Annotated in this window: 14 protein-coding genes; 8 read left to right on the forward strand and 6 right to left on the reverse strand. The window is 55.9% G+C overall.

The genetic code is table 11. From position 1 onward, the window contains the following. Positions 1 to 73: 73 nt before the first annotated feature. The 3 genes from CGZ80_RS08105 to CGZ80_RS08115 form a co-directional block, all read right to left on the reverse strand. The gene (locus CGZ80_RS08105; protein WP_094413176.1) at positions 74 to 520 is read right to left on the reverse strand and encodes a gamma-glutamylcyclotransferase; all 447 of its coding nucleotides are present in this window, start codon (positions 518 to 520) and stop codon (positions 74 to 76) included. A gap of 5 nt (positions 521 to 525) precedes the next feature. Then, positions 526 to 1719 (reverse strand): 3-hydroxyacyl-CoA dehydrogenase family protein, encoded by a 1194-nt coding sequence (locus tag CGZ80_RS08110; protein WP_094413178.1) that lies wholly within the window; start codon positions 1717 to 1719, stop codon positions 526 to 528. Positions 1720 to 1786: 67 nt separating this feature from the next. Then, a complete protein-coding gene (locus CGZ80_RS08115) occupies positions 1787 to 2704 on the reverse strand; it encodes an alpha-1,2-fucosyltransferase (RefSeq protein WP_094413180.1) in 918 nt (305 codons plus the stop codon). A gap of 225 nt (positions 2705 to 2929) precedes the next feature. Between CGZ80_RS08115 and CGZ80_RS08120 the strand changes: the two genes are divergently transcribed. The 4 genes from CGZ80_RS08120 to CGZ80_RS08135 all read left to right on the forward strand — a co-directional run bounded on the left by CGZ80_RS08120 (position 2930) and on the right by CGZ80_RS08135 (position 9736). Beyond that, positions 2930 to 3379 carry a hypothetical protein gene (locus CGZ80_RS08120; RefSeq protein ID WP_094413181.1) on the forward strand — a complete coding sequence of 150 codons (450 nt, stop codon included), beginning with the start codon at positions 2930 to 2932 and terminating at the stop codon, positions 3377 to 3379. A gap of 228 nt (positions 3380 to 3607) precedes the next feature. Continuing rightward, positions 3608 to 5887 (forward strand): DUF1549 and DUF1553 domain-containing protein, encoded by a 2280-nt coding sequence (locus tag CGZ80_RS08125; RefSeq protein WP_094413182.1) that lies wholly within the window; start codon positions 3608 to 3610, stop codon positions 5885 to 5887. A 43-nt stretch (positions 5888 to 5930) separates the two neighbouring features. Continuing rightward, entirely contained in the window at positions 5931 to 7295 is a 1365-nt protein-coding gene (locus CGZ80_RS08130) for a DUF1501 domain-containing protein (RefSeq protein WP_094413184.1), read from the forward strand. Between the two features lie 290 nt (positions 7296 to 7585). Next, entirely contained in the window at positions 7586 to 9736 is a 2151-nt protein-coding gene (locus tag CGZ80_RS08135) for a Tex family protein (RefSeq protein ID WP_094413186.1), read from the forward strand. A 14-nt stretch (positions 9737 to 9750) separates the two neighbouring features. Here CGZ80_RS08135 and CGZ80_RS08140 read toward each other — a convergent pair whose 3' ends face one another. Continuing rightward, positions 9751 to 10200, reverse strand: a complete 450-nt coding sequence (locus CGZ80_RS08140) for a YhcH/YjgK/YiaL family protein (protein WP_094413188.1) — start codon at positions 10198 to 10200, stop codon at positions 9751 to 9753. A gap of 263 nt (positions 10201 to 10463) precedes the next feature. Between CGZ80_RS08140 and CGZ80_RS08145 the strand changes: the two genes are divergently transcribed. Continuing rightward, a complete protein-coding gene (locus CGZ80_RS08145) occupies positions 10464 to 15167 on the forward strand; it encodes a PVC-type heme-binding CxxCH protein (protein ID WP_094413190.1) in 4704 nt (1567 codons plus the stop codon). Positions 15168 to 15230: 63 nt separating this feature from the next. On the opposite strand, the gene CGZ80_RS08150 is transcribed toward CGZ80_RS08145, so the two are convergent. Further along, positions 15231 to 15938, reverse strand: coding sequence for an EF-hand domain-containing protein (locus tag CGZ80_RS08150; RefSeq protein ID WP_233148301.1), 708 nt, complete (start codon positions 15936 to 15938; stop codon positions 15231 to 15233). A 67-nt stretch (positions 15939 to 16005) separates the two neighbouring features. Further along, positions 16006 to 16689 (reverse strand): protocatechuate 3,4-dioxygenase, encoded by a 684-nt coding sequence (locus CGZ80_RS08155; protein WP_094413192.1) that lies wholly within the window; start codon positions 16687 to 16689, stop codon positions 16006 to 16008. A 125-nt stretch (positions 16690 to 16814) separates the two neighbouring features. Here CGZ80_RS08155 and CGZ80_RS27560 point away from each other — a divergent pair, with 125 nt between their 5' ends. The 3 genes from CGZ80_RS27560 (at position 16815) to CGZ80_RS08165 (ending at position 22545) form a co-directional block, all read left to right on the forward strand. Beyond that, positions 16815 to 17009, forward strand: a complete 195-nt coding sequence (locus CGZ80_RS27560; protein ID WP_143543799.1) for a hypothetical protein — start codon at positions 16815 to 16817, stop codon at positions 17007 to 17009. Between the two features lie 27 nt (positions 17010 to 17036). Continuing rightward, a complete protein-coding gene (locus tag CGZ80_RS08160) occupies positions 17037 to 21290 on the forward strand; it encodes a PVC-type heme-binding CxxCH protein (RefSeq protein ID WP_094413194.1) in 4254 nt (1417 codons plus the stop codon). A gap of 265 nt (positions 21291 to 21555) precedes the next feature. Continuing rightward, positions 21556 to 22545 carry a hypothetical protein gene (locus tag CGZ80_RS08165; protein ID WP_143543800.1) on the forward strand — a complete coding sequence of 330 codons (990 nt, stop codon included), beginning with the start codon at positions 21556 to 21558 and terminating at the stop codon, positions 22543 to 22545. The last annotated feature ends 66 nt before the right edge of the window (positions 22546 to 22611 follow it).

Genomic DNA, 22611 nt, shown 5'->3' on the forward strand with positions numbered 1-22611 from the left:
AACGCGTGATAGCGGAGCGCCCGGGCAAGCTGCCTCCATTCGCTACACCACAAACACAACTGTCAACGCAAGGCTAACGCGCAGCCTGCCATTGCTGGACTCCACCATCGACCGGTTGGAGCTTGAATCCGTCGGCGGTCAAATCCTGGTTGTAAAAATAGCTGTATGCCATCGCATCGGCTGGCTCGTCGGAATCAGCGGAGATGGCGTGTGGATTCGACTGAAATACTGCGACAGTCTGGCGATGGTACAGATCATCCGACGAGTTGGTGGTTGTCCCTTCGATCTCGTCAAGCACCTCGAGCACTTGCGGCATTTCGTCGAAATCAAATGACCAAAGTTCACCGACCACGCGATTGCCGCCTGCCACGATCGCAGGGTAATCGTGCCGCCCAAACAGTGCGGCACGAATCCACGCCGGGTGGACGGACTTGGGCGAGACGGGCCAAGCGTGTTCTCGACATTCGCCACGTTTAAGTGTTCCGTAAACAAAAACTTGCGTGATGCGTTGTGAACTCATTGCGATTACTTCCCGCCTGGCATAGGTCGCATGCAAGCAAACTCGTCGGAATAAAGCGTCATCGAACGTTCGATATCTTCTCTGCCAATTTCGTCAAATATCGTCGACCACCCTTCGTGACTGTTGAAACCGAGTCCGCCCACCATCGCCGCATCAATGACGTCCATCGATTCGACAAGGCCTTCCTTTAAGATTTGGTTGGCTTCGATCCACATTGGAATCGCAAGCAAACGTAGCACATCGCCATCGCTCCATGACTTGTTTGCAATGCGATAGGTTTCCACCAACGCCTTGGCCGCTTCGCCAAGATCAGAACTCCGCTCACCCCGGCGATAATCAAAAAGCCCCTGTTCCGCGGTACGCCCCAACAGTTTTTGCTTGACCAAAGCCGGAACGATTGGTGACGGATTCATACGCGACGGGAACGCGTTCAAGTAAGCCCGTCCGGCATGAAACATCGTGGTCGCGCCGATCCAATCGATTAATTCCAAAGGAGAAATGGGCATCCCGTAGGCGAACGCGACGCGTTCGATTTGATCGGCGGTGGCACCACGACAAAGCAACAGCAATGCCTGGTTCAAGTACGGCGACAACATTCGGTTGACAATAAACCCAGGCCCATCCTTGCAACGAATCGCACGTTTATGCAGCTTCGCAGCATGGTCCACGGCAAGATCGACGACCGCCGCGTCGCTGTCCGTTCCGGAGACGACTTCGACTGCCGGACGCAAATGGACTGGCATGAAAAAGTGCAGCCCACAAAGTTGTTCGGCGTTGAAGCCGTTGCCTTGAGCGATCGCGTCGATCCGCAAGGTTGATGTGTTGCTGCAAAGGATTGCCTCTGCGCCAAGTGCCGACGCCAGGTCTGCAAACAACTGCTGTTTCGCCGCAAGCTGCTCGACGATTGATTCAATCACCAACAACACATCGCATGATTGCGAATCGTCTGCTAACGGTGGCGGTTCCTTGGGGATTACAGAGATCCCGTGCATCTGTGGAAGCGGAGGCTGAATCGTTTCGATGATGACGTCGAATGCTTCGAAGCCGCGACGCGCGTTCAAGATTGCCGATTCATTTTGGTCGCACAAACAAAACGCTTGCTTGGCAGATGCGTGGGCGTCAGCGATTGCGATCCCGACCACGCCCGATCCAATCAGAATCGTCTTCGGGTAGTGATCGGGCCAGTTGGTAGGCTGCATTGTGAAATAGGTAAATTAGACAGCGACACGAGCGTGGTAGCGATGATTTTCGAAACCTAGTTCATCATCAACAAGCGACACGAGCAAGCCGACTGCCATCACAGGGGGAAGGAACGGCAACCGAAGCCGCTTGCGAGTCCAATTCGATTCTTGGCTTTTGGCCGATGAATCCGGCCCAGCCTGTAAACGTACTCGGCGGCCCAATCATCAAATCCGTCTCCGCAAGTGCATACAGATCGCCAACCGCTGAACCTGGTCCACGGGAAAGCGACAAGCCTTCGAAACACTTCTCGTCCAATGTTTCGTTGCTACACACCAAGAAGCGGACTCGACGGCCCGGGTATTGTTCTTGGATCTCCCACATCCAACGCGCATAACAGGCATCATCGAAGTAGTAACGCCCGCCCATGAAATTCGCGTAATCACCGCGCCGAATGTGAACTCCAACCAGTACATCGCAACCTTGGCGAGCAGCAGTGACACTAGAATTGACATGAGTCTGACTCACATCGTCAAGCTTAAAGAAATCACGAATCCGCGCCCAATGCTGCATCAGCAGCTGATCACTTCTAAAACGCCAACCTTGCAATAGCACTGGACGTCCGCAGCGAATCGCATCCCCAAACCGATCTCCCAATAAGTCACAGCTCTCATCCTTCGCGAGCCGAATCACTTGGCATGGGACTCGGCGCAAACCAGAAAGGTACAAGGCTTTGGTTGTAATCTCGACCGCATGACTGACAGCATTTCGTTGCCGCCGCGTCGGGTGGGAACCATCATTACCAATTCGACCGGCTGCATTGCTGGGACTTCCGCCGAGATACCGGCACCAAAGATCCTGTCGGGTGCTAGGGAACAAATCCGCATACTCAGAAAAACACGGATTCCGCAGTTCGACCCCATAGTGTTCTGCAGCGGCAATCAAATGTGCAAACAAGAACAGGCGGTTGCCAAGTTGTCCGTAGCGTCGGGCGATGACCAGCATGTCTGTTAACTCGGTGTGGGACCAGCAGCAATTAGTTCGCCGCTTTTACCTGGATTGCCATCATCGCGGCAAGCCCGGCGGGGAGACGGTACGCCACATCAACAAATCCGACGAATTTCTGATTGGGCTTGCAGTCAGGTGTCGAAAAGTGCGATAGCAAGGATCAACGGGCTTGATTGGTGACCGGCCCCGCTGAAGATGCATATCCCTGAAAGAGCTATTGCGATGAAAATCCGTTCTGCCGCTTTCGCCACCGCGGTCTTAACGACGTTGTTGGTGCTTCCCCCTTCGTATTCGCTCGCAGACGAAACCGCCCCCGAACTCCCTCCCCCAAGTCCAGTTTCTCAGGTGATGAACAACCTGAACCCAATGAACTGGAAGATGCCGTCGCTGGGCAGCATCCTGCCGAACAAGGAAGAGAAGGATCGCGTGATTACCAAGAAAAACAACTTGGTGACCGAGGTTTCGACGACGGCGAAAAAGAGCTGGCAACGAACCAAAGAGACGCTGAACCCAATGCGTCTGATCCCTGCGGGCTTTCGCCAAAACACGACGACAGCACCTGCCGAGCCGAAATCCGAGAGCTTCTTTAGCAAACTGCTGAATCCGTTCCCGCCGAAAGAAGAAGAGTCTCCAACAGTCACCGAGTGGCTGAAGCAAGACCCGATCAAATAACGCCGCGTTTCGCATGCGACTGATCTGGCAGATTGCGGCAACGCAACGCATCTGCCTGGAAAGCGTCCGCCTGGAGAATCGTCAAGGTAAAATTTGACGCCAGTGCTGCGAGGGACGGGCAAGCGTGGTAGACTAAACGTCCTACCCGCCTTCCGCTCTGACCTCTGCCGAAAAGCAACGCGTCTGCTTCAGACGCCCTGCTCCTCGGCACCCGCCTGTAGATCAGTCATGCGAACCTCCCTGTATAGCACCACGCTTATCGCAGCGTGGTTTCTAATTTCGGCTCTCCCTTCGCTACAGGCGACAGAACTCGATTCACAGGAATCGCACCAGGAGTTCACAACCGATGTGATGCCGGTGCTGTCGAAAGCTGGCTGCAACCTAGGCACATGCCACGGGAACCTGAACGGCAAAGGCGGTCTCAAGCTCTCGTTACGCGGTCAAGACCCTGCGTTTGACTACCATGCTTTGGTGAGAGCATCACGCGGACGCCGCATCAGTGTTGCCTCGCCAGAACGCAGCCTGATTCTGATGAAAGCCGTTGGCGAAGTACCTCACGGCGGCGGGCTTCGTTTGGACCGCGAAAGTGAGCACTACGAAATCCTTTCCGATTGGTTGCGTGAAGGAGCATCTGGTCCGTCCGGAACCGCAGCGACACTGGTTCACTTAGAAGTCTCGCCAATCGAAGCGATCGTCGCCGATCCGCAGTCGCAAGTTCAAGTCAGAGCCGTGGCGACGTTTTCCGACGGAACGATTCGAGATGTCACTGACACTGCTTGCTACGAACTGTCAAATCTAAACGCCGAGGTCGCTCCGAACGGCTTGGTCACTCGCAAGAAACATGGCGAGACAACTCTGATTGTCAGGTACCTGCAAAAACAGCAGCCGATTCCAATTGCGTTCATCCAATCTCGCCCCGACTTTCAGTGGCAGGCTCCCGCACCAGCCAACGAAATCGATACGCACGTTTTCGCAAAGCTGCAACGACTGCGGCTGAACCCGTCCGCCCCGTGCGATGATTCGGTATTTGTCCGCCGCGCGTATTTGGATGCGATCGGTAAAGCACCAACCTCCGCCGAGGCCAAAGCGTTTGTCACCAGCGAGAATCCCAATAAGCGCACGGAACTGGTTGACCAGCTTTTGCAACGACCTGAGTTTGCCGATTTCTGGGCACTGAAGTACGCCGACATTTTGCGGACCGAAGAAAAAGTACTCGACACAAAAGGAGTCGAAGTTTTTCACGGTTGGATTCGAGAGAACATCGCTTCGGCAAAGCCCATTGACCAATTTGTCCGAGAATTGGTGACATCGTCCGGCAGCAGCTTTGACAACCCGCCTGCAAACTATTACCGGGCCAATCGCGATCCGTCGACGCGGGGCGAAACCACGGCGCGGCTCTTCCTGGGTACTCGTTTGCAATGCGCCAAGTGCCACAATCACCCCTTCGATCGCTGGACGCAGGAAGATTACTACCAATGGGCGTCGCTGTTCTCACAAATGAAATACGAAGGTAGCGATGCCAAGCGTCAGGACGACCTCGATAAGAACGAAATCCCCGGTGACGAAACAGTTCTGATTACGAAAAACGACGAAGTCAAAAACCCCAACACCAGCCAAATCGCACCTCCCAAGTTTCTCGGTGGCAGCCAACTGTCCGAAGATCAGCAACAGAGCCGATTGACTGAACTGGCCGGCTGGATGACGTCGCCACAGAACGACCTGTTCGTCAAGTCACAAGCGAACTTCATTTGGTACCAGTTCTTTGGCCTGGGCGTCGTTGACCCGATCGACGATTTCCGATTGACGAACCCGGCAAGCAACCCGCCACTCATGCAAACGCTTGCCAAAGAATTGGTCAAAAGCGAATTTGACCTTCGCAGCCTGGTCGCCTTCATCATGAAGTCGCAGACTTATCAACTGGCATCGGAGCCGAACGAGACGAACGCGTTCGATCACACTAGCTATTCGCATGCCTCGGTGCGGCGTTTACCAGCCGAAGTCATCTTGGACATGCAAAGCGATGTGCTTGGTGTCCCCGCCGAATTCCTCGGCCAAGAAAAAGGCATCCGCGCAGTTCAACTGCCTGGAGTACTCAGCAAGCAAGCTCGACGCAAAGGACCCAATGACGGTGATCGGTTCCTCAAAACGTTTGGCAAGCCGGATCGAATTCTCGCTTGCGACTGCGAGCGATCCAACGAGACAACGCTCAAGCAAGTGCTGATGCTGATCGGCGAAGGCTTGAACGAACGAATCGTGTCGCCAAGCAACCGTGTCACCGAACTGGCCACGTCCGATCGAAGTGACAACGACGTGGTGGAAGAGCTGTACTGGTCGGCGCTCTCACGTCCGCCAACCGAAACGGAAATGGCGGCAGCGACAGCCATGATCGCGGGGCACAACGAACAAGCATCGCCTGACGAGAACGGCACCAGCAACAATCGCTTGGTTGCCTTGCAAGACCTCGCCTGGGCACTGCTGAACGCCAAAGAATTCCTGTTTCGCCGTTAGCGGACCGCTGATCCAATTTACCGATCGCCCTAAGAGTCAAACGATGACATTTTCTGCAATCAATCGGCGAGCCGCGATTCGAGTCGGTGGGGCTGGAATGCTTGGGATGAACATGCCCAAACTGCTCCGGGCGGCCGATCAATCCGGCTCGATCAAGCCACGTGCGAAGTCGGTGATTTTCCTGTTCCAGTGGGGCGGCCCCAGCCAACTGGACACGTTCGACATGAAACCGAACGCCCCGGAAAAGGTACGTAGTCCCTATCGGCCGATTTCCACGAGCGCCCCCGGCATTCAGATCTGCGAGCTGATGCCCGAGATGGCCAAGCGGATGCATCATTGCTCGTTGATTCGCACGATGACGCACACGATGAACAACCATGCGTCGGCAGGATACTATGCCCTCAGCGGTCACAAACCACCGACCGACGACCAACGTCTACGTGATTCCTTAGACTTGTACCCCGCGTACGGAAGCGTTGTCGATCACTTGGCCCCGAACACCAATGGCATGCCAACGTTTGTTGCGTATCCACACGTGATTCGCGACGGTTCGGTCGTGCCTGCGCAGCACGCAAGCTTTCTTGGCAAGCGACATGATCCGCTGCGTTTCTTGGAAGACCCAAACGACCAAAGCTTCAAACTGCCCGAGCTGAGCCTTCCACAAGGCCTGTCGATCGATCGCCTGCATCGACGTCGCGAGATGCAAAAATTGATTGATCAGCAAACCAAGATCCTCGAATACTCCGACCGTGCCAACGGGTTTGACGATTACTACCAACGCGCGATGTCAATGCTGACATCGGACCGCGTTCGCAAAGCGTTTGACTTGTCCTCGGAACCGGAACAAGTACGCGATCGCTATGGCAGAACGACGTATGGTCAAAGCTGTTTATTGGCGCGCCGATTGGTCGAAGCCGGTGTGAAGTTCACCACCGTTTACTTCTCAGCGAGCATCGGCGGACGACGAGTAAACGAGGGCGGCTGGGACACTCACGGCTTCGACAACACGCGGATGTACGAGATCGTCAACAACTATCAACTGCCGATCACCGATCAAACGCTGCCAACGTTGCTCGACGATCTGGAGGAACGCGGGTTGCTGGACGAAACGCTGGTCGTTTGGATGGGCGAGTTCGGACGAACGCCCGATATCAACAAAAACATCAGCCGCGATCACTGGCCGCGGTGCTACACCACTCTGCTAGCCGGCGGCGGTGTAAAAGGCGGATACGTGTATGGAACGTCGGACGAGCATGCCCGGATGCCTGCCGAAAATCCGGTCAAACCGGAAGACCTCGCCGCGACGATCTTTCATTTGCTTGGCATCGATCCGCTGACGGAAATTTACGACCGCGACCATCGCCCACTCGTGATCGGCGGCGACACGATCTACGACCTGTTCGCATAGTCCCCAACCGTCCTGGCGGCGGGGATCGGTCTGCCAACAAAGTCGCGTCCGCTGAAAGTTCTTGGCAAAGCTGACCTCTCCCTCGCCAGCGTCCGATTGTTATAAACGGTCGTGGCGCAGAAGCCAGTTGATGACCCAGTGTCGCCTTTCCTTCCGTGAAAGTAGCGTTCTTCCCCGCTGTTTTTGCGTTGCATCAGGCGACTTTTGGGCAGAGTAAATCTGCAGGTCAACCGGCAGCTTGCCCTAGCCACGTGTTCTGTTTTCATCACTCGGATTGACTATTGTCGCGTATGGACGAGCAAACCCTCCGTCAGATCGCAGAGCAGCTGGAACTGCCTCTCAAACAGGTTCGTGCCGCTGTCGAGCTCCTCGAAGCGGGAAACACGATTCCGTTTATCGCCCGTTATCGAAAAGAAGTCACCGGCGGGCTCGACGAAATCGCGTTGCGCGCGATCGAAGACGCCGTTGAACGCGAAAACGCACTCGCCGCACGCAAGACAACCGTTCTGAAATCGATCGATGAGCAAGGCCTGCTGACAGACTCGCTGCGAAAGAAAATCGAAGCCTGCACCGATATCAAAACACTCGAAGCGATCTACCTGCCGTTCAAACCAAAACGACGTACCCGCGCGACAATCGCCCGCGAACGCGGACTGCAACCGCTCGCAGATCTGCTCCTCAGCGCTGGCAAATTGGGCAAGTCAAAAAAAGACGTGCTGGCGTCTTATGTGAATGCCAAGAACGAAGTCCCTGATGGGGACAGTGCGCTCGCCGGTGCGCTGGACATCATCGCCGAGCAGTGGTCCGAAGAACCCGAGACACGGACTTGGCTGGCTGAAAAGTCGATGAAGTTCGGTAAAGTCACTTCGACGATCAAACGCGGTAAAAAGACCGCCGAAGGTGCTGAAAAGTTCGAGCAGTATTTTGATCGCCAAGAATCAGCCGGCCGTATTCCGGGGCACCGCCTGCTCGCGATGATGCGTGGCGCCGGCGAAGGTTTGCTGCGTCTGAATGTCCAGCTCGAAGGCGATCGTGAACTGACCGATCTTAAACGCAAGCTCGTTCCCAATCGCAACGGTGACTTTGCAAACGAACTGCTCGATTGTGTCGACGATTGTTTCGAGCGTCTCTTGATGCCAGCGACCGAATCGGCCGTGCTCGCCGAATTGAAAGAACGCGCCGACGAGGAAGCGATCGAAGTGTTTGGCAAAAACTTGCACGAGTTGCTGATGTCGGCACCGGCAGGTCCTCGTGTCACGCTGGGTATCGATCCGGGCTTCCGAACGGGCTGCAAAGTTGCCGTCATCGACGGGACGGGAAAGTTTCTGGAGAACACAACGATCTATCCGACTGCTCCGAAGAACGACACGCAAGGCGCCTCGGCTTCGCTGCTGCGTCTGATCAAAAAGCACAATGTGGAATTGATCGCGATCGGCAACGGAACCGCTTCCCGCGAAACCGACGCCTTCGTCGGCGACGTGATCAAGCAAAACAAGCTTGATGCGACCAAAGTCATGGTCAGTGAATCGGGCGCGTCAATCTATTCGGCAAGCGAGCTTGCGGTGAAAGAGTTCCCCGACTTGGACATCACCGTCCGCGGCGCGATCAGCATCGCACGGCGGCTGCAAGATCCGCTCGCCGAGCTCGTTAAAACCGACCCGAAATCGATCGGCGTTGGCCAGTACCAGCACGACGTCAATCAAACACGGCTGCGAAAATGCCTGGACCGGACGGTCGAATCGTGCGTCAACCAAGTCGGAGTGGACTTGAACACGGCCAGCGTTTCGCTGCTGTCGTATGTTGCGGGAATCGGCCCCAAGCTCGCCGAGAAAATCGTCGCGTATCGTGACGAACAAGGCCAATTCAAAAATCGCAAGCAGCTTACCGCTGTGCCGAAGCTCGGTAAAAAAGCGTTCGAACAGGCGGCGGGGTTCTTGCGCATTCGTGGTGGTGATCAACCACTCGACGGATCCGCCGTTCACCCGGAAAGCTATCCGCTGGTCGAACAGATGGCCAAACGCTTGAAGACCGACTTAAAAGCAATGGTTGGCAACGCGACCTTGTCGACCAAGATTCGTGCCGAAGACTTTGTCGATGACCGATTCGGCTTGCCAACCGTCAAAGACATCATATCCGAGCTTGGCAAACCCGGCCGCGATCCCCGTCAAGAATTCCGAGCTGTCAAGTTTGACGATGCACTCAACAGCATCGAAGACCTTCGCGCCGGCTTGGTCCTCGAAGGAGTCGTGACCAATGTGACTCACTTCGGCGCATTTGTGGACATTGGCGTCCATCAAGATGGTTTGATCCACGTCTCGCAGTTGTCCAACGAGTTCGTCTCGGACCCGAACGCAGTCGTTTCGGTCGGCGAAGTCGTCCGAGTCAAAGTCGTCGATGTCGACGTCGAACGGAAACGCATCGGACTGACACGTAAGTTCTGAATGACGACTGCGAACTAGTCGAGTTTGACTTTCACCACGACCTTTTTCATCGAGGTCGTGGCGGCGAGCGGTGCGTGCACGTCTTCGGGATAAAAGATAGCGAACGAGCCTGCGGGAACCCGGCACCAACAGTCCGGCCGGTCGAAGTAGAACGCAAGGTCTTTTTCCGCGTCATAAGCTTGCTTCGGACGCTCGCAGGCTTCCAGAGGCCGCCAGCCCATCACATCAAAGCCCGATACGACGTATTGAATGTCGATGTACTTGCGGTGAGCTTCTAAGACGGCATCCGCTTGGCCATTTCCAAATCCAGCCCAAGCGATTGCGAACAGATCATCACCGTCGATTTCGTGCCGACCTTCCGCAAAGTTGCTTGGTGACAGCGAACGCAAATACTCAAACGCCTTCGCAAAACGCGGATGAAGTGCCTGGTACCGCCCGGCCTCTGCAAGTGTTGACACAATCATGGGTAAATCCGATCCGTGGTTAGTGAGCGACGTAGTTGTTCGGGGCAGATTAAATCAACGAGCCGCCCTCACGCAATCCGGCTCGCCGCTGCGGTCAAGCTTCTCTGCCACACCGCTCAGCGTTTTCCGTCTGAACGCCGATGCCTACCAAGGCACTTTTGGCTTTTCCAAGTCAAAATGGCCGCTGTTTTGCTGCGAGGATCGAGCAAGTCGGTTTATGATAGGGGGCCAATTCCCTCCTACCGTTTCAACTCAGTCCCTCCATGAAACATTCCGCCCTCTTTGGCGTGCTGGCACTGTGCTGTTCAGCAGCCCACGGCCAAGACAACACCGCCCAACCGTCACGCTTCAACACGCTTGTCCTGAGCGAGGAGTTCCATAGCGAAGGGGCTTCCGTCGCGGACATCAATCAAGACGGTCACAAAGACGTGATCTCGGGGCCCTACTGGTACCAAGGCCCTGACTTCCGTACTCGTCACGCGTTCGCGGACGTCAAGCAGTACACGATCAAAGGCTACTCGGATCACTTCTTCTCGTTTCCTCGCGACTTTGACGGTGACGGCTGGGTCGACATCTTGACGATCCCAATTCCCGGCGGACCAAGTCACTGGCATCGCAATCCCGCCGACGCGGGCAAAGTAACCGAGCAAAACGGGACTTGGGAAAAGCACTTGGTGCTCAACGACGTCGGAAATGAATCACCGACGCTCGTTGATGTTGATGGCGACGGTATCGACGATTTGGTTTGCGACCATGCCGGTAAACATGGCTACGCGAAAATCCAAACCGACCAACCGACCGCCCCATGGAACTTCATCGCGATCAGCGATCGAAGCGGATTTGGCCGGTTCACGCACGGCCTTGGCGTTGGCGATTTGAACGCTGACGGACGCGTTGACTTGTTGGACAAAGACGGTTGGTGGGAACAAGGTAGCGATCCGACAGCAACCTTTGAATTTCATCCTGTCGCGTTCGCTCAGTCGGGCGGATCACAAATGCTGGTCTATGACTTCGATGGCGATGGCGACCAAGATGTCGTGTCCGCACAAAACGCACATGGTTATGGATTGGCCTGGTTCGAAAACCGCTCGGCTGACGCCGCTGATCCCGTGTTCGTCAAACGCACCATCATGAACGATGACGCATCGCCCAATCCTTATGGCTTGGCAATCTCGCAGTTGCACGCCGTTGATTTGGCTGACATCGACGGCGATGGCATTTCGGACATCGTTACCGGCAAACGTTTCTGGGCTCACGGCGGCAATGACCCCGGTGCACAAGAATTACCGCTGCTGTATTGGTTTCGCACCGTTCGCACCACACATGGCGTCGACTTTGTACCGATGTTGATCGACCGACGTGTCGGCGTTGGGACTCAACTGGTCACCGACGACATCGACGGCAACGGCCATCCAGACATCATCGTTGGCAACAAGCTTGGCACCTATGTTGTGCTCAACAGCGGCAATCGAAGTGGTAACAGTGAAGCCGCTCCCGAGCTTGATCCAACACCACGGCATACTGCGGGAACGAATGAATTTCGCTCTGGGGTCCGCACGACCGAACCACGTACTCCCGAACAAGAACGCGAGACGTTTGTCTTGCCGCCTGGCTTCGAAGTCGAGTTAGTCGCTTCGGAACCTCAAATTGCTAAACCGATGAACTTGGCGTTTGACCATCGGAACCGGCTTTGGGTGACCAGTTCGAACGAGTACCCCTATCCGGCGAAAGACGGTGAAGGCCACGACACCATCAAAGTGCTGGAAGACACCACCGGCGACGGCCAGTATGACAAAGTCACGACATTTGCCGACAACCTGAACATTCCCATTGGGCTGTATCCCTATGGCGACGGCGTGATCTGTTTTAGCATCCCCAACATCCTGTTCCTGCACGACACTGACGGGGACGGCAAGGCCGACCAACGCGAAGTCCTCTATGGACCATTCGACACCAGCCGCGATACCCACGGCATGTGCAACGCCTTCACGCGAGGCTATGACGGTTGGTTGTATGCCTGCCACGGTTTCAACAACCAAAGCTCCGTCACAGGTCGCGACGGAAATCAAGTCACCATGCACTCGGGCAACACCTTCCGAATGCGACTGGACGGTTCACGTATTGAGCATTTCACACACGGTCAGGTCAATCCTTTTGGTCTCGCGTTCGACCTTCAAGGCAACGCGTTTACCGCCGATTGTCACACCAAACCTGTCACGTTGCTGATCCAAGGCGGCTACTACCCCAGTTTTGGGAAACCGCACGACGGGATCGGATTTGTCCCCGATGTGATGGACCACCTCAACGGCAGCACCGCGATCGGCGGGATGGCCCTGTACAACGGCGGCAGCTTTCCGACCGTTTACCAAGGCAGCGCGTTCGGCGGCAACGTCATGACCAGCCGAATCAACCGCAATGCGATCACTCCCCGTGGCGGTTCGATCGAAGCCGTCGAAGAACCCGATTTTCTGATCTCAGGCGACCCTTGGTTCCGCCCCGTCGACTTGCAAATTGGTCCCGACGGATGCCTATATGTCGCCGACTTTTACAACCGAATCATCGGTCACTACGAAGTCCCACTCGACCACCCCGGACGCGACCGACACCGCGGGCGAATCTGGCGAATCAAATACACCGGCGATGACGCTCGACGTGACGCCATCGGGCCCCAGGAAACCATCACGGTTCCCGCCGCTGACGATCTTGCGGGGCAATTGGACAGACTGGCGTCACCCAACTTCGCCGCTCGGATGCTCGCAGCCGACACGATTGTCGACCAGCATGGTGAAGCCGCGATTAAACCCGTTCGCTCCCGTCTGGCCAAAGCAACCGATACGACCTCGCAAGTTCACTTGCTGTGGGTCCTGCAGCGACTCGGTGACCTGGCGCCCAGTGATCTGGAAGCGGCCCTGAATTCCTCCCACGCAACATTACGTGGTCACGCATTCCAGATGCTCGCGGCCGCCGGTGGCGAAGTACCCCACGAGTTCCTGACCGCTGGGCTGAACGATCCATCGCCACAGGTTCGCCGCATGGCTGCTGCCGCGATGATTCAGCATCCTGCTGAATCCAACATCGCAGCGTTGCTCGATGCCCTTGGCCCCGCGCAGAACGATCCACACTTGCGTCATGTGATCCGCATGGCGCTCCGCGATCACCTTCAACATGCGGATTGGTTCAACACCGCGACGGCTTCGATCAATGATCACCAACGTGCCACGGTGTTGGATTTGTGCTTGGCGATCCAGACCGATTTCGCCGGTCGTTACATTGCCAACAACCTGTCGAAGCTGGAAAACGTCAGCGTCGACCAACTGTCGCAGTACCTGACGTTTGCCAGTCGCTACTGTGCGGACGCTGACCTCGCCTCCGTCGTTGAACTTGCTAGGAATCGCTTCTCAAACAATGCCGGTTTCCAGGAAACGCTCCTCCGTTCGATCAAGAACGGACGCTCTCAGCGAGGCGAAGCTATTCCGCCGGTCGTCCGCCAATGGGCGATTGACCTCGCGTGCCACTACCTTGGCATTGACGATCCCGCCGCTCCGCTGCCGCAAGTTCGCACGCCGGCAGATTGGACGTTTGTTCCAGATTCGGCACGCCCCAACCAGCCCCAGCCGTGGGACATCTCCGATAAACGCAATTCGTCCGATGGGCAGCAACACTCGAAACTCTACAGCAGCTTTCCGCATGGCGAGCCGTTGACGGGGACCTACCGCAGTTCCGCATTTGAATTACCAAAGACATTCAGCTTTTACTTCGCCGGCCACGATGGCGACCCGAGCAAGCCACTGCAACAGAAGAACTTTGTCGCGTTGCACGACGTTGCAACGGGCGCCGTGATTCAGCGTTGGAGCCCGCCACGCAACGACACCGCCCAGCAGATCACCTGGGACTCCGCGGATGCCCAAGGCAAATCCGTGTATCTGGAACTTGTCGATGGAGACACCGCGGGTGCTTACGCTTGGATCGCCGTGGGACGATTTTCCGTGGACGCTTTGAATCCGTCGGAACTGTTACAGAATCGACGATTGGCGACCGCCCTCGTCGCCGACTTTCAACTCAAACAACTCAAGCCAGCTCTTCGCACGCTTCTGACCGACCCCGAGGTTTCACCTTCGTTGGCAACAGCTTATGCCGACGCGTTGGTTGCACTCGCACCCTCAGCGATTCAAACCGCAATCGCGCAGTCTTTGTCGCTCAGTGGAGTTCATGACGAACTGCGTGGACAACTTGTGGACGCCTTGATCCGTCAACAACCAGACGCTGTCGAACCGATCCTGCAGAGCGTCATGCGTGTCGCACCTTCACTTGACCAAGCGAAAATTGCCGAAGCATTGTCATCCGACCAAGCCGGCGCAGAGCAATTGATCCGCTTGATCGAACAAGGTGCCGCGTCACGAACGTTGCTCAAACTTCCTTCGGTCGAAGCCAAACTTTCGCAGCTCGCCACGCCGGAACAGCAGCAACGCATTGCAACACTTGCCAAAGACCTCGGCAATGAACCGGAATCGGTGGCCGTCGCAATCGAATCACAGCGTGCGAGCTACCTTGCCGATCCGGGGAACGAGTCCCGCGGTGGCGCCGTCTTCAAAACGCAGTGTGCGATCTGCCACAAGGTCAAAGGCGTCGGCGCCGAAGTCGGTCCCAACCTGGATGGGATCGGAAGCCGTGGCTTGGATCGCGTCGTCGAAGACGTTTTGGCACCGAACCGCAACGTCGACGCGGCGTTTCGCACGAGCGTGATTTTGCTTGATGACGGGCGTGTCTTGAGCGGTTTGATCAAACGTACCGAAGGTGCTCAGATCATCCTGGTCGACGACAAGGGTAAAGAAATCGCAGTCCCTACTGACGCGATCGAAAACCAAAAGCAAAACCGCAACTCGCCGATGCCAGCGAACCTGCACGAGATCCTGACGCCGCAACAGCGAAACGACTTGTTCGCGTATCTGTTGTCGCTAACGTCATAACGGTTCGCACCGTCGCCGATTTGGGCGAAATGCGAACCGTTTTGATCCGTTTTATTACTAGAACTACTCGCGTGGTGGTCGATCGCCTTGAGAGCGTGGGCCGCCTTCACGTCGCGGGCCACCTTCATGTGGTGGTCCTTGCGGTCCGAATTGCAGCTTCTGAGCCTGCTCTTCTGTCAGGATTTTCTCCATCCGCTTGTCGACCAACTCCTGCAATGCGGCGAGTTTTTTGCGCTGAGCATCAGTCAACTCCAACATTTCAATAAGCTGCTCTGGCAAGATCGTTCCAGGGCGAGGCGGTTGAAACCCGTTGGGTCCGCCAGGTCCGCCGCCAAAACCCTGAGGTGGTCCACCACCGAAGCCCTGCGGTGGCCCGCCACCGAAGCCGCCTGGACCGCCCCCGAAACCTTGCGGTGGGCCGCCGGGACGACTTCCGGCTTGGGATTGGTTTGTGAACATCGCAGCCATTTCGTACTGAGTCAGAGTCCCATCGCCATTGGCGTCGGCCCTTTTGAACAGATTCTGCAATCGCGGGTCACTTAGTTCATCTTCGCTAAGTACGCCGTCCCCGTTGGCATCGAATTGCATCAACTTTTCGATCGGCGACTGCCCCGCGTTGCGTCCCGGACCACCAAATCCATTTTGCATGCCCCGGTTTCCACCTCGCGGCCCGCCTTGTTCGCCACCGCGTGATCCTGGACCGCCGGGCGGTTGTGCCAACGCCATCGTTGGGGCAATGCAAACTGCCATTGAAAAGAGCAAACGTTTCATCAGTACAACTCGATCGAGAAGAGAAAAGGAGCGACAGGAACACAGACGCCTAAAGAGTGGCGTGCGTCTAGGAATTGCGTGGACGTTCGATTTGTCGATCGTCCGGGGTTCGTCCAAGCACGATGTCGAACACCGCGCTGTATTCATCCAGTTTCGAATCGGGGACCTTCTTAAAGTCCGCCTGAATCAATTCATGGTCCACGACGTCACCGGCGCTTCGGAAAACTCCATCACGTGAGTTGCCTTCGTGACCACGAATCATGCACTGTGTGGTCAAAAGCTCGCGATCACCGGCTGATACTTTGATGTGGATGTGTGGCGCGGGGCGACCCGGATAGGGCACTGGTTTAATCGTTCGGAATCGGTATCCGCCGTCGGATGCCGTTTCGAATTTTCCATAGCCCTGAAAGTGCTTGTCCTGTTGATCTTTTTTGCCGTTGCTGTCAGCCGAATGTAAGTAAACGGCGTTGGCATCGCACTGCCAGATTTCGATCGTCGCGTTACGAATAGGCGAGCCACTACGGCTGAGGATACGACCGGTAAAATGTGTGATCTCGCCCACCGCTGGCGTCGTGCTGTCCTTGATCACGATCAGGTCATTGTCCTGGTCCAACGGCAAGTGATCTGGATAGAACGGTCCTTCAGTCAACCGAGGTGTCGGCAACATCAACTGTTCGGCGAACAAACCTTTGGTGGTCCAAAGCGACAGCGAGCCAGCGGCGAGTGCGCGACGTCGTGAGATAAGGTGCATGTCATTCTCCGAGGAATAGCCGGCGGGAAGTGGTAGTGTGTGATCCAATCAGACATCTTATCAAACCCGGCTTCACTCAATCAGTTGCGAATCGCCGTCCGAACCGCCGATAAATACCGGCGAAATTGAAAATCATTTTTTTGGCGATCATCGCCTGCCGCAACTTCGGTTCTGGCAACGGTTTTCAACTCGCCATCCATCGCATGTACCAAATCGTTGACGCCCCACACCTTAGCGGCGACAATGTGACCTTCCCCCGACCACGCGGCGCAGCGGCACCGGTTCCGCCCCCTGCCGCAAGCTTCGGTCGACCCACCTAGCGACTTCTCCCCCCGCTGCTACTGCTCATGAATCGTTTATTGCTGCTCGGCGTTCTCGCCGCCTGCCCGCTGTTCGCCGCCAAGTCACCTGCTCAGTCGAAACCGCTCTTTGACGGCCAGCATTTCACCGATTGGGACTGTGACCGTGACTACTGGACGATCCGTGACGGGGCGTTCGTCGGCGAGATTAAACCGGGCACCCAACTACGCAAAAACACTTGGCTGGTTTGGAAAGGCGGCGAGTTGTCTGATTTCGAGCTCAATTTCCAATTTCGATTGACCGGTGCACCAGGCGCAAACAGCGGCGTGCAGATCCGTTGCCAAGTCGACAATGTTGATCATGTCTCCGGCTACCAAGCCGACTTGGATATGGGCGACATCTGGCTGGGGCGGATATATGACGAACACGGGCGGGCCCTGCTGGTCGAGCGCGGAAGCCGCGTCAAAATTGAAACCGACGGACAACGTCACACCCAAACGTTTGCACCGAAGGAACAATACAAGGTGTTGTTTCGGGAGAAGGCTTGGAACGAATATCGAATTGTCGCCGTGGGGCCCCGAATCGATGTCTACGTCAACGGGACGTTGTTCTCGCAACTCTTGGATCTCCAACAAGGCGAACGTGATTTGAAAGGCCAATTGGCGTTCCAACTTCACAGTGGTGGCGAAACCAAGATCGAATTCAAAGACATTCGGCTGGAGACGTTGAGCGACGAAGACGAATCGCGTCTGACGAAATTCGAACTGAAAACGGCTGCCCCAGCAGACATCGATCAATCCAACCAAGGCGTCTTTCCTAAAACCGACCAAGGCAGCGAACTGGATCTAGGATTCGAATCCGGGTCCTTGCGTGACTGGGTCAGCGAGGGTGAAGCGTTTCGTGGTCAACCGGTCAAGACTGACACGATCGCTAGTCGCTGGGCGGGACAGAGCAGTCAAAAAGTCGGCGATTACTTTATCGGTGGATTCGAATTATTACGTGATGCTCCCACCGGAACGATCACATCAAAGCCGTTCAAACTCGACCAGCCTTATGCCAGTTTCATGATCGGCGGAGGCAACACCGAAGCGACTCGCGTCGAAATCGTTGCGATAGCAGAGGACGGAACGCAATCGCCGATCTTTACCGCCGTCGGTGACAATCGCGAACAAATGCGACGCGTTGTTGCCGACGTGACCAAGTACATCGGAAACACAGTTGCCGTCCGCGTGATTGACGAGAACACCGGTGGCTGGGGCCATATCAATTTCGACGACTTCCGATTGCACGACACTCCGCCGGCTCCGGTACAAATCTCACAAGCATGGCGTTCAACAGAGAACCCGTTGCTTCAGCATTTGGTTCCCAACCTGCCAACCGAGCGATCTTTTGCGAGCGAGCGCCCGGAAGTCGCGTCGACGGTCGAGCAGATGTATGTCCCGGAGGGCTTTTCTTGCGACGTCGTCGCTGCCGAGCCAATCGTTCATCAACCGATCGCGTTTACCTTTGATGCTCGTGGCCGTTTGTGGATCGTCGAAGGACATTCCTATCCGCAGAAGCGTCCGGCAGGCGAAGGCTTGGACAAAATCGTCATCCTTTCGGACAAAGACGGTGACGGTCGTTTCGAAACACGCGACGTCTTTGCCGAAGGATTGAATCTGGTCAGCGGCCTGGAAGTCGGATTTGGCGGTGTCTGGGTGGGCGCGGCTCCAGAGTTATTGTTCATCCCGGATCGCAACGGCGACGATCAACCTGATGCCGATCCGATCGTGATGTTAGACGGATTCGGATACGGAGACACGCACGAAACATTGAACAGTTTCATGTGGGGCCCGGACGGATGGCTCTACGGAAACCAAGGCGTCTTTAACACGTCAATGATCGGCGCACCAGACGCTGCGGAGAACCAGCGTCAGCACCTAGCAGCCGGTGTCTGGCGATTCCATCCGACACGACGTGAGTTCGAAGTCTTCGCCCATGGCGGTAGTAACCAATGGGGCTTGGACTATGACCTCCATGGCCAGATGTTTATGACGCACTGCCGAAGCCACTGGGGACGTGGATCGACGACCCACGTGATGCGGAATGGTCACTATTGGAATCAGGTCAACGGTGGCTACGCGGACTTCATATCCGCGAACGAGTTGCCCGGCATGCCACACCTCAAGAGCTATCTGCTTGCGTCGGCCCGGTATGGCCACGGCGAAGGCGGCGCCGGAAAACCAGGTTCGCGAGCCGTCTATGGCGGCCACTCCCATGTCGGAACCATGATTTACTTGGGCGACAATTGGCCGGATGAGTACCGCAACCATCTGTTTACACTGAACCTGCACGGCCACCAAATCAACCATCAAGTCAACCGACGTGAAGCGGGTGGATACAACACCCAACACGCTGGCAGCGACGTATTGTTTTGTGCTGACCAACAATTCGTCGGCGTTGACTTAAAAGTCGGTCCTGATGGAGCGGTTTATATCAGTGATTGGTACGACCCAAGACACTGCCATAATCCCAACACCGAACTATGGGATCGGGGCAACGGCCGGATCTATCGCATGCAGTTCGATGCCACCTACCAACCTAGTACTGTTGACTACGAGAACGCGTCAGGCGCCGAATTGGTCGCGGCGTTAACTCATGCGAATCATTGGCACGCACGCACCGCACGGCTCGTTCTCGCCGACCGAGCGTCAACCGGAACGGTGGATGCGGCAACGATCGCCAGTTTGCGAGGCTTGCTTTCTAACCATGACGTTGCGATCCGACTTCAAGCGATTTGGACGTTGCACACAATCGGTCAAACCGATCAAGAGCTCGTTCGCTACCTACTGCATGACCAAAGCGAGTACGTTCGCGCCTGGGCTGTCCAACTAGGCTGTGAAGCACTTTCGGAAACGATCATGGGAGCGATCTTACAACGGTACTCCGAATCAGACGCTTTTACGAATGATCATTCACTCCTTGTCCGCCGAGCGATTGCATCGGCACTTCCGGACGTTGAACACGAGGCAGCGTGGGCAATCGCGGCGACACTTTTGTCCGACCAAAACAGCGTTTCCGATCGTGATTTGCCGCATTTGATCTGGCAATGCTTTGCACCGCTCCTGCGGTCTGATATCCGTCGTGGCATTCAACTTGCCGACGCCTCGCCATTGATCGCGATCAATGATCTTTCGCTGTGGTACGCGGCGCGGACCGATGCGACAGGACGCGATATTCTTTGTCAACGAATTGCCGACGCAGACGACCAGTCGTTGGCCCGCTTCACGACACTTTTTGCGGGGGCGGTCGCGGGCATGCGAAACATTGCCGCGCCGGAAACCTGGTCCTCGGTCTCTTCGCGTTTGTACGATTCTCACGACCTTCAAGTACGCACTTCAGCCGAACAGATCGGTGCTGCCTTCGCCGATCCAACCTTGTTCGCAAAACTACGACAAGTCGCTACAGACGAATCCGTTGATCCCGGGCAACGACGTCGAGCCATCCAGCTTCTGCAGGCTGACTCCAGTCGCGGAAACCTGGACGTCTACCTGGCCTTGGTCGATGAAACTGAATTTGCCGCAACGGCACTTCCACTCCTGGCCCGCTTTGACGATTCAAGGATCGCCGACAAAGTCCTACATCACTACAAGGGATGGCACCCTTCGATTCAAAATGCCGCGTTGGAGCTACTTTCCAGTCGCCCTCAATCGGCAGAACGGGTGTTGGACCAAATCGCCGCCGGCGAAATGGAAAAGGCTCAACTTACCGCGTACTTCGCGACCAAAATGGCAAACCTTGGCAACGACGAATTGAACACGCGTTTGGCCAAGGAATGGGGACGACTGGGTGCTTCTTCAGCAGAGCTCCAGGACGAGATTCGCAAGACGATCAACGCTTACAACGCAGCACCGAAATGGGCGTTCAGCGAACAACAGGGTGCGGCACATTTCAAAAAACTGTGCGCGGCATGTCACCAACCCGAGCAAGAGAACGCTCGCTTGGCGCCAAAGCTGGAAGGCACCCGCACGAAAGGTGTTGAGTATGCAATCGAAAACGTCATCGACCCAAACGCCGTGATCGGCCAGGACTTCCAAGCACGCGTGATCCTGACTTCGGATGGTCAGGTAGTCACGGGTCTGATTCAAGACGAAACCGAGAGTGCGATCACGGTAAAAACCGCAAACAGTGTCGTGACGATCAATCAGGACGAGATCGAAGAAATCAAAGTCTCCGAAAACTCCTTCATGCCCTCCGGCCTGCTAAACACACTAGACGATCGCGAAAGGATCGAACTATTCAAGTATGTTTTGTCGCTGTAGGCACCTGCGAAACTTGGTCGTGAATTCTTGATCAGCAAACCCCTGCAGGGATAATCGCAACATTCCCTGCCGGGCCATTTCTGATCGACAACGGATCGCATTCGTACCTTCGGATTGCGGAACGGCGTTGTGCGAAGACAGCCGTTGCACCAAACCGTTGACCGAGCAATGTGGGCTGAATAAGTTGGCGGCTACGACATGTTCCAGGCCAGGAGCCGATCAAAGTCGACTAGGCCTCCGCCCCTCTACTCCGTCGGAGTTTGCTGTGAAAGTACGCTGTTGTTTTGCGATGCTACTGGCTTGCACCTGGTTTGCGAACGTTCAAGCTGAAACGCCAACGGAACGCAGCAAGTCTACCGAAAGCGATTTGAATGTGGTTCGCGTCGTGTACTTGGTCTCGCGTGATCGAACGGAGCGACCCGAGTACACCGCAGCGATCGAACAAGCGATTGTTGATCTGCAAAAATGGTATGCCGGTCAACTTGGCGGAGCGACATTCCGATTGCATTCTCCAATCGTGGAAGTCATCAAAAGCCCCAAGCCGGCAGTTTGGTTCCACGCCAACCCTGCCGGCGAGCACAAAGAAAACTGGGGTTACAACAACACATTCGCCGAAGCCAGCGAATTGGTCGGTGCCAAGCACAACGACCCTCACATCACTTGGGTTATCTATTCAGACAGTCCGGGAAACAGCGGCCGAGGCGGAAGTGGAGTCGCCTGCATGCCCGAGGACGACTTGCTAGGGCTTGTTGGAAAGCATCCGACCCAGAAAGACAAACTTCGCTGGGTTGCCGGTCTCGGCCATGAACTCGGTCACGCCTTTGGGTTGCCGCACCCCGCAGATACGGTCAAGGACGCCGATGCAATCATGTGGACTGGCATCTATGGCAAGTACCCCGATCGCACCTACTTAACGGACGACGATAAAAAAATCCTGAGCCGCAGCCCGTTCTTCTACAACCCAGACGACAGCCCTGTTTATCGTTTGCCCAAGGTTGTCGCTCGCTACAGCTATCCGGGTGGCGCGTTCCTGCAGCACTCTTCAAAGTCGCCAACGATCTGGACCGAGACCAAAACCGACAGCGCGGCTCGATTCACATTCGAAGAGTCGAAACGCGAAAACGGCATGATCTACATCGACGACAGACCAAGGGGAATCAAAATCCGATTCCCGAGTGTAGGTGGTCATGCTGAGCTGTCAGCCGATTCTGGGACGACCTGGAATCGGTTCAGCGAATTCAAGTTGGACGAATAGCCGGCGATGCGCTCCGCCCGGCGCACTAGACCAGTACATACATTCGCCCTGTATCGATGGGTGCCA

Origin of the sequence: Rhodopirellula sp. MGV, from assembly GCF_002251265.1 — a bacterium.
Lineage (GTDB): Bacteria > Planctomycetota > Planctomycetia > Pirellulales > Pirellulaceae > Stieleria > Stieleria baltica_A.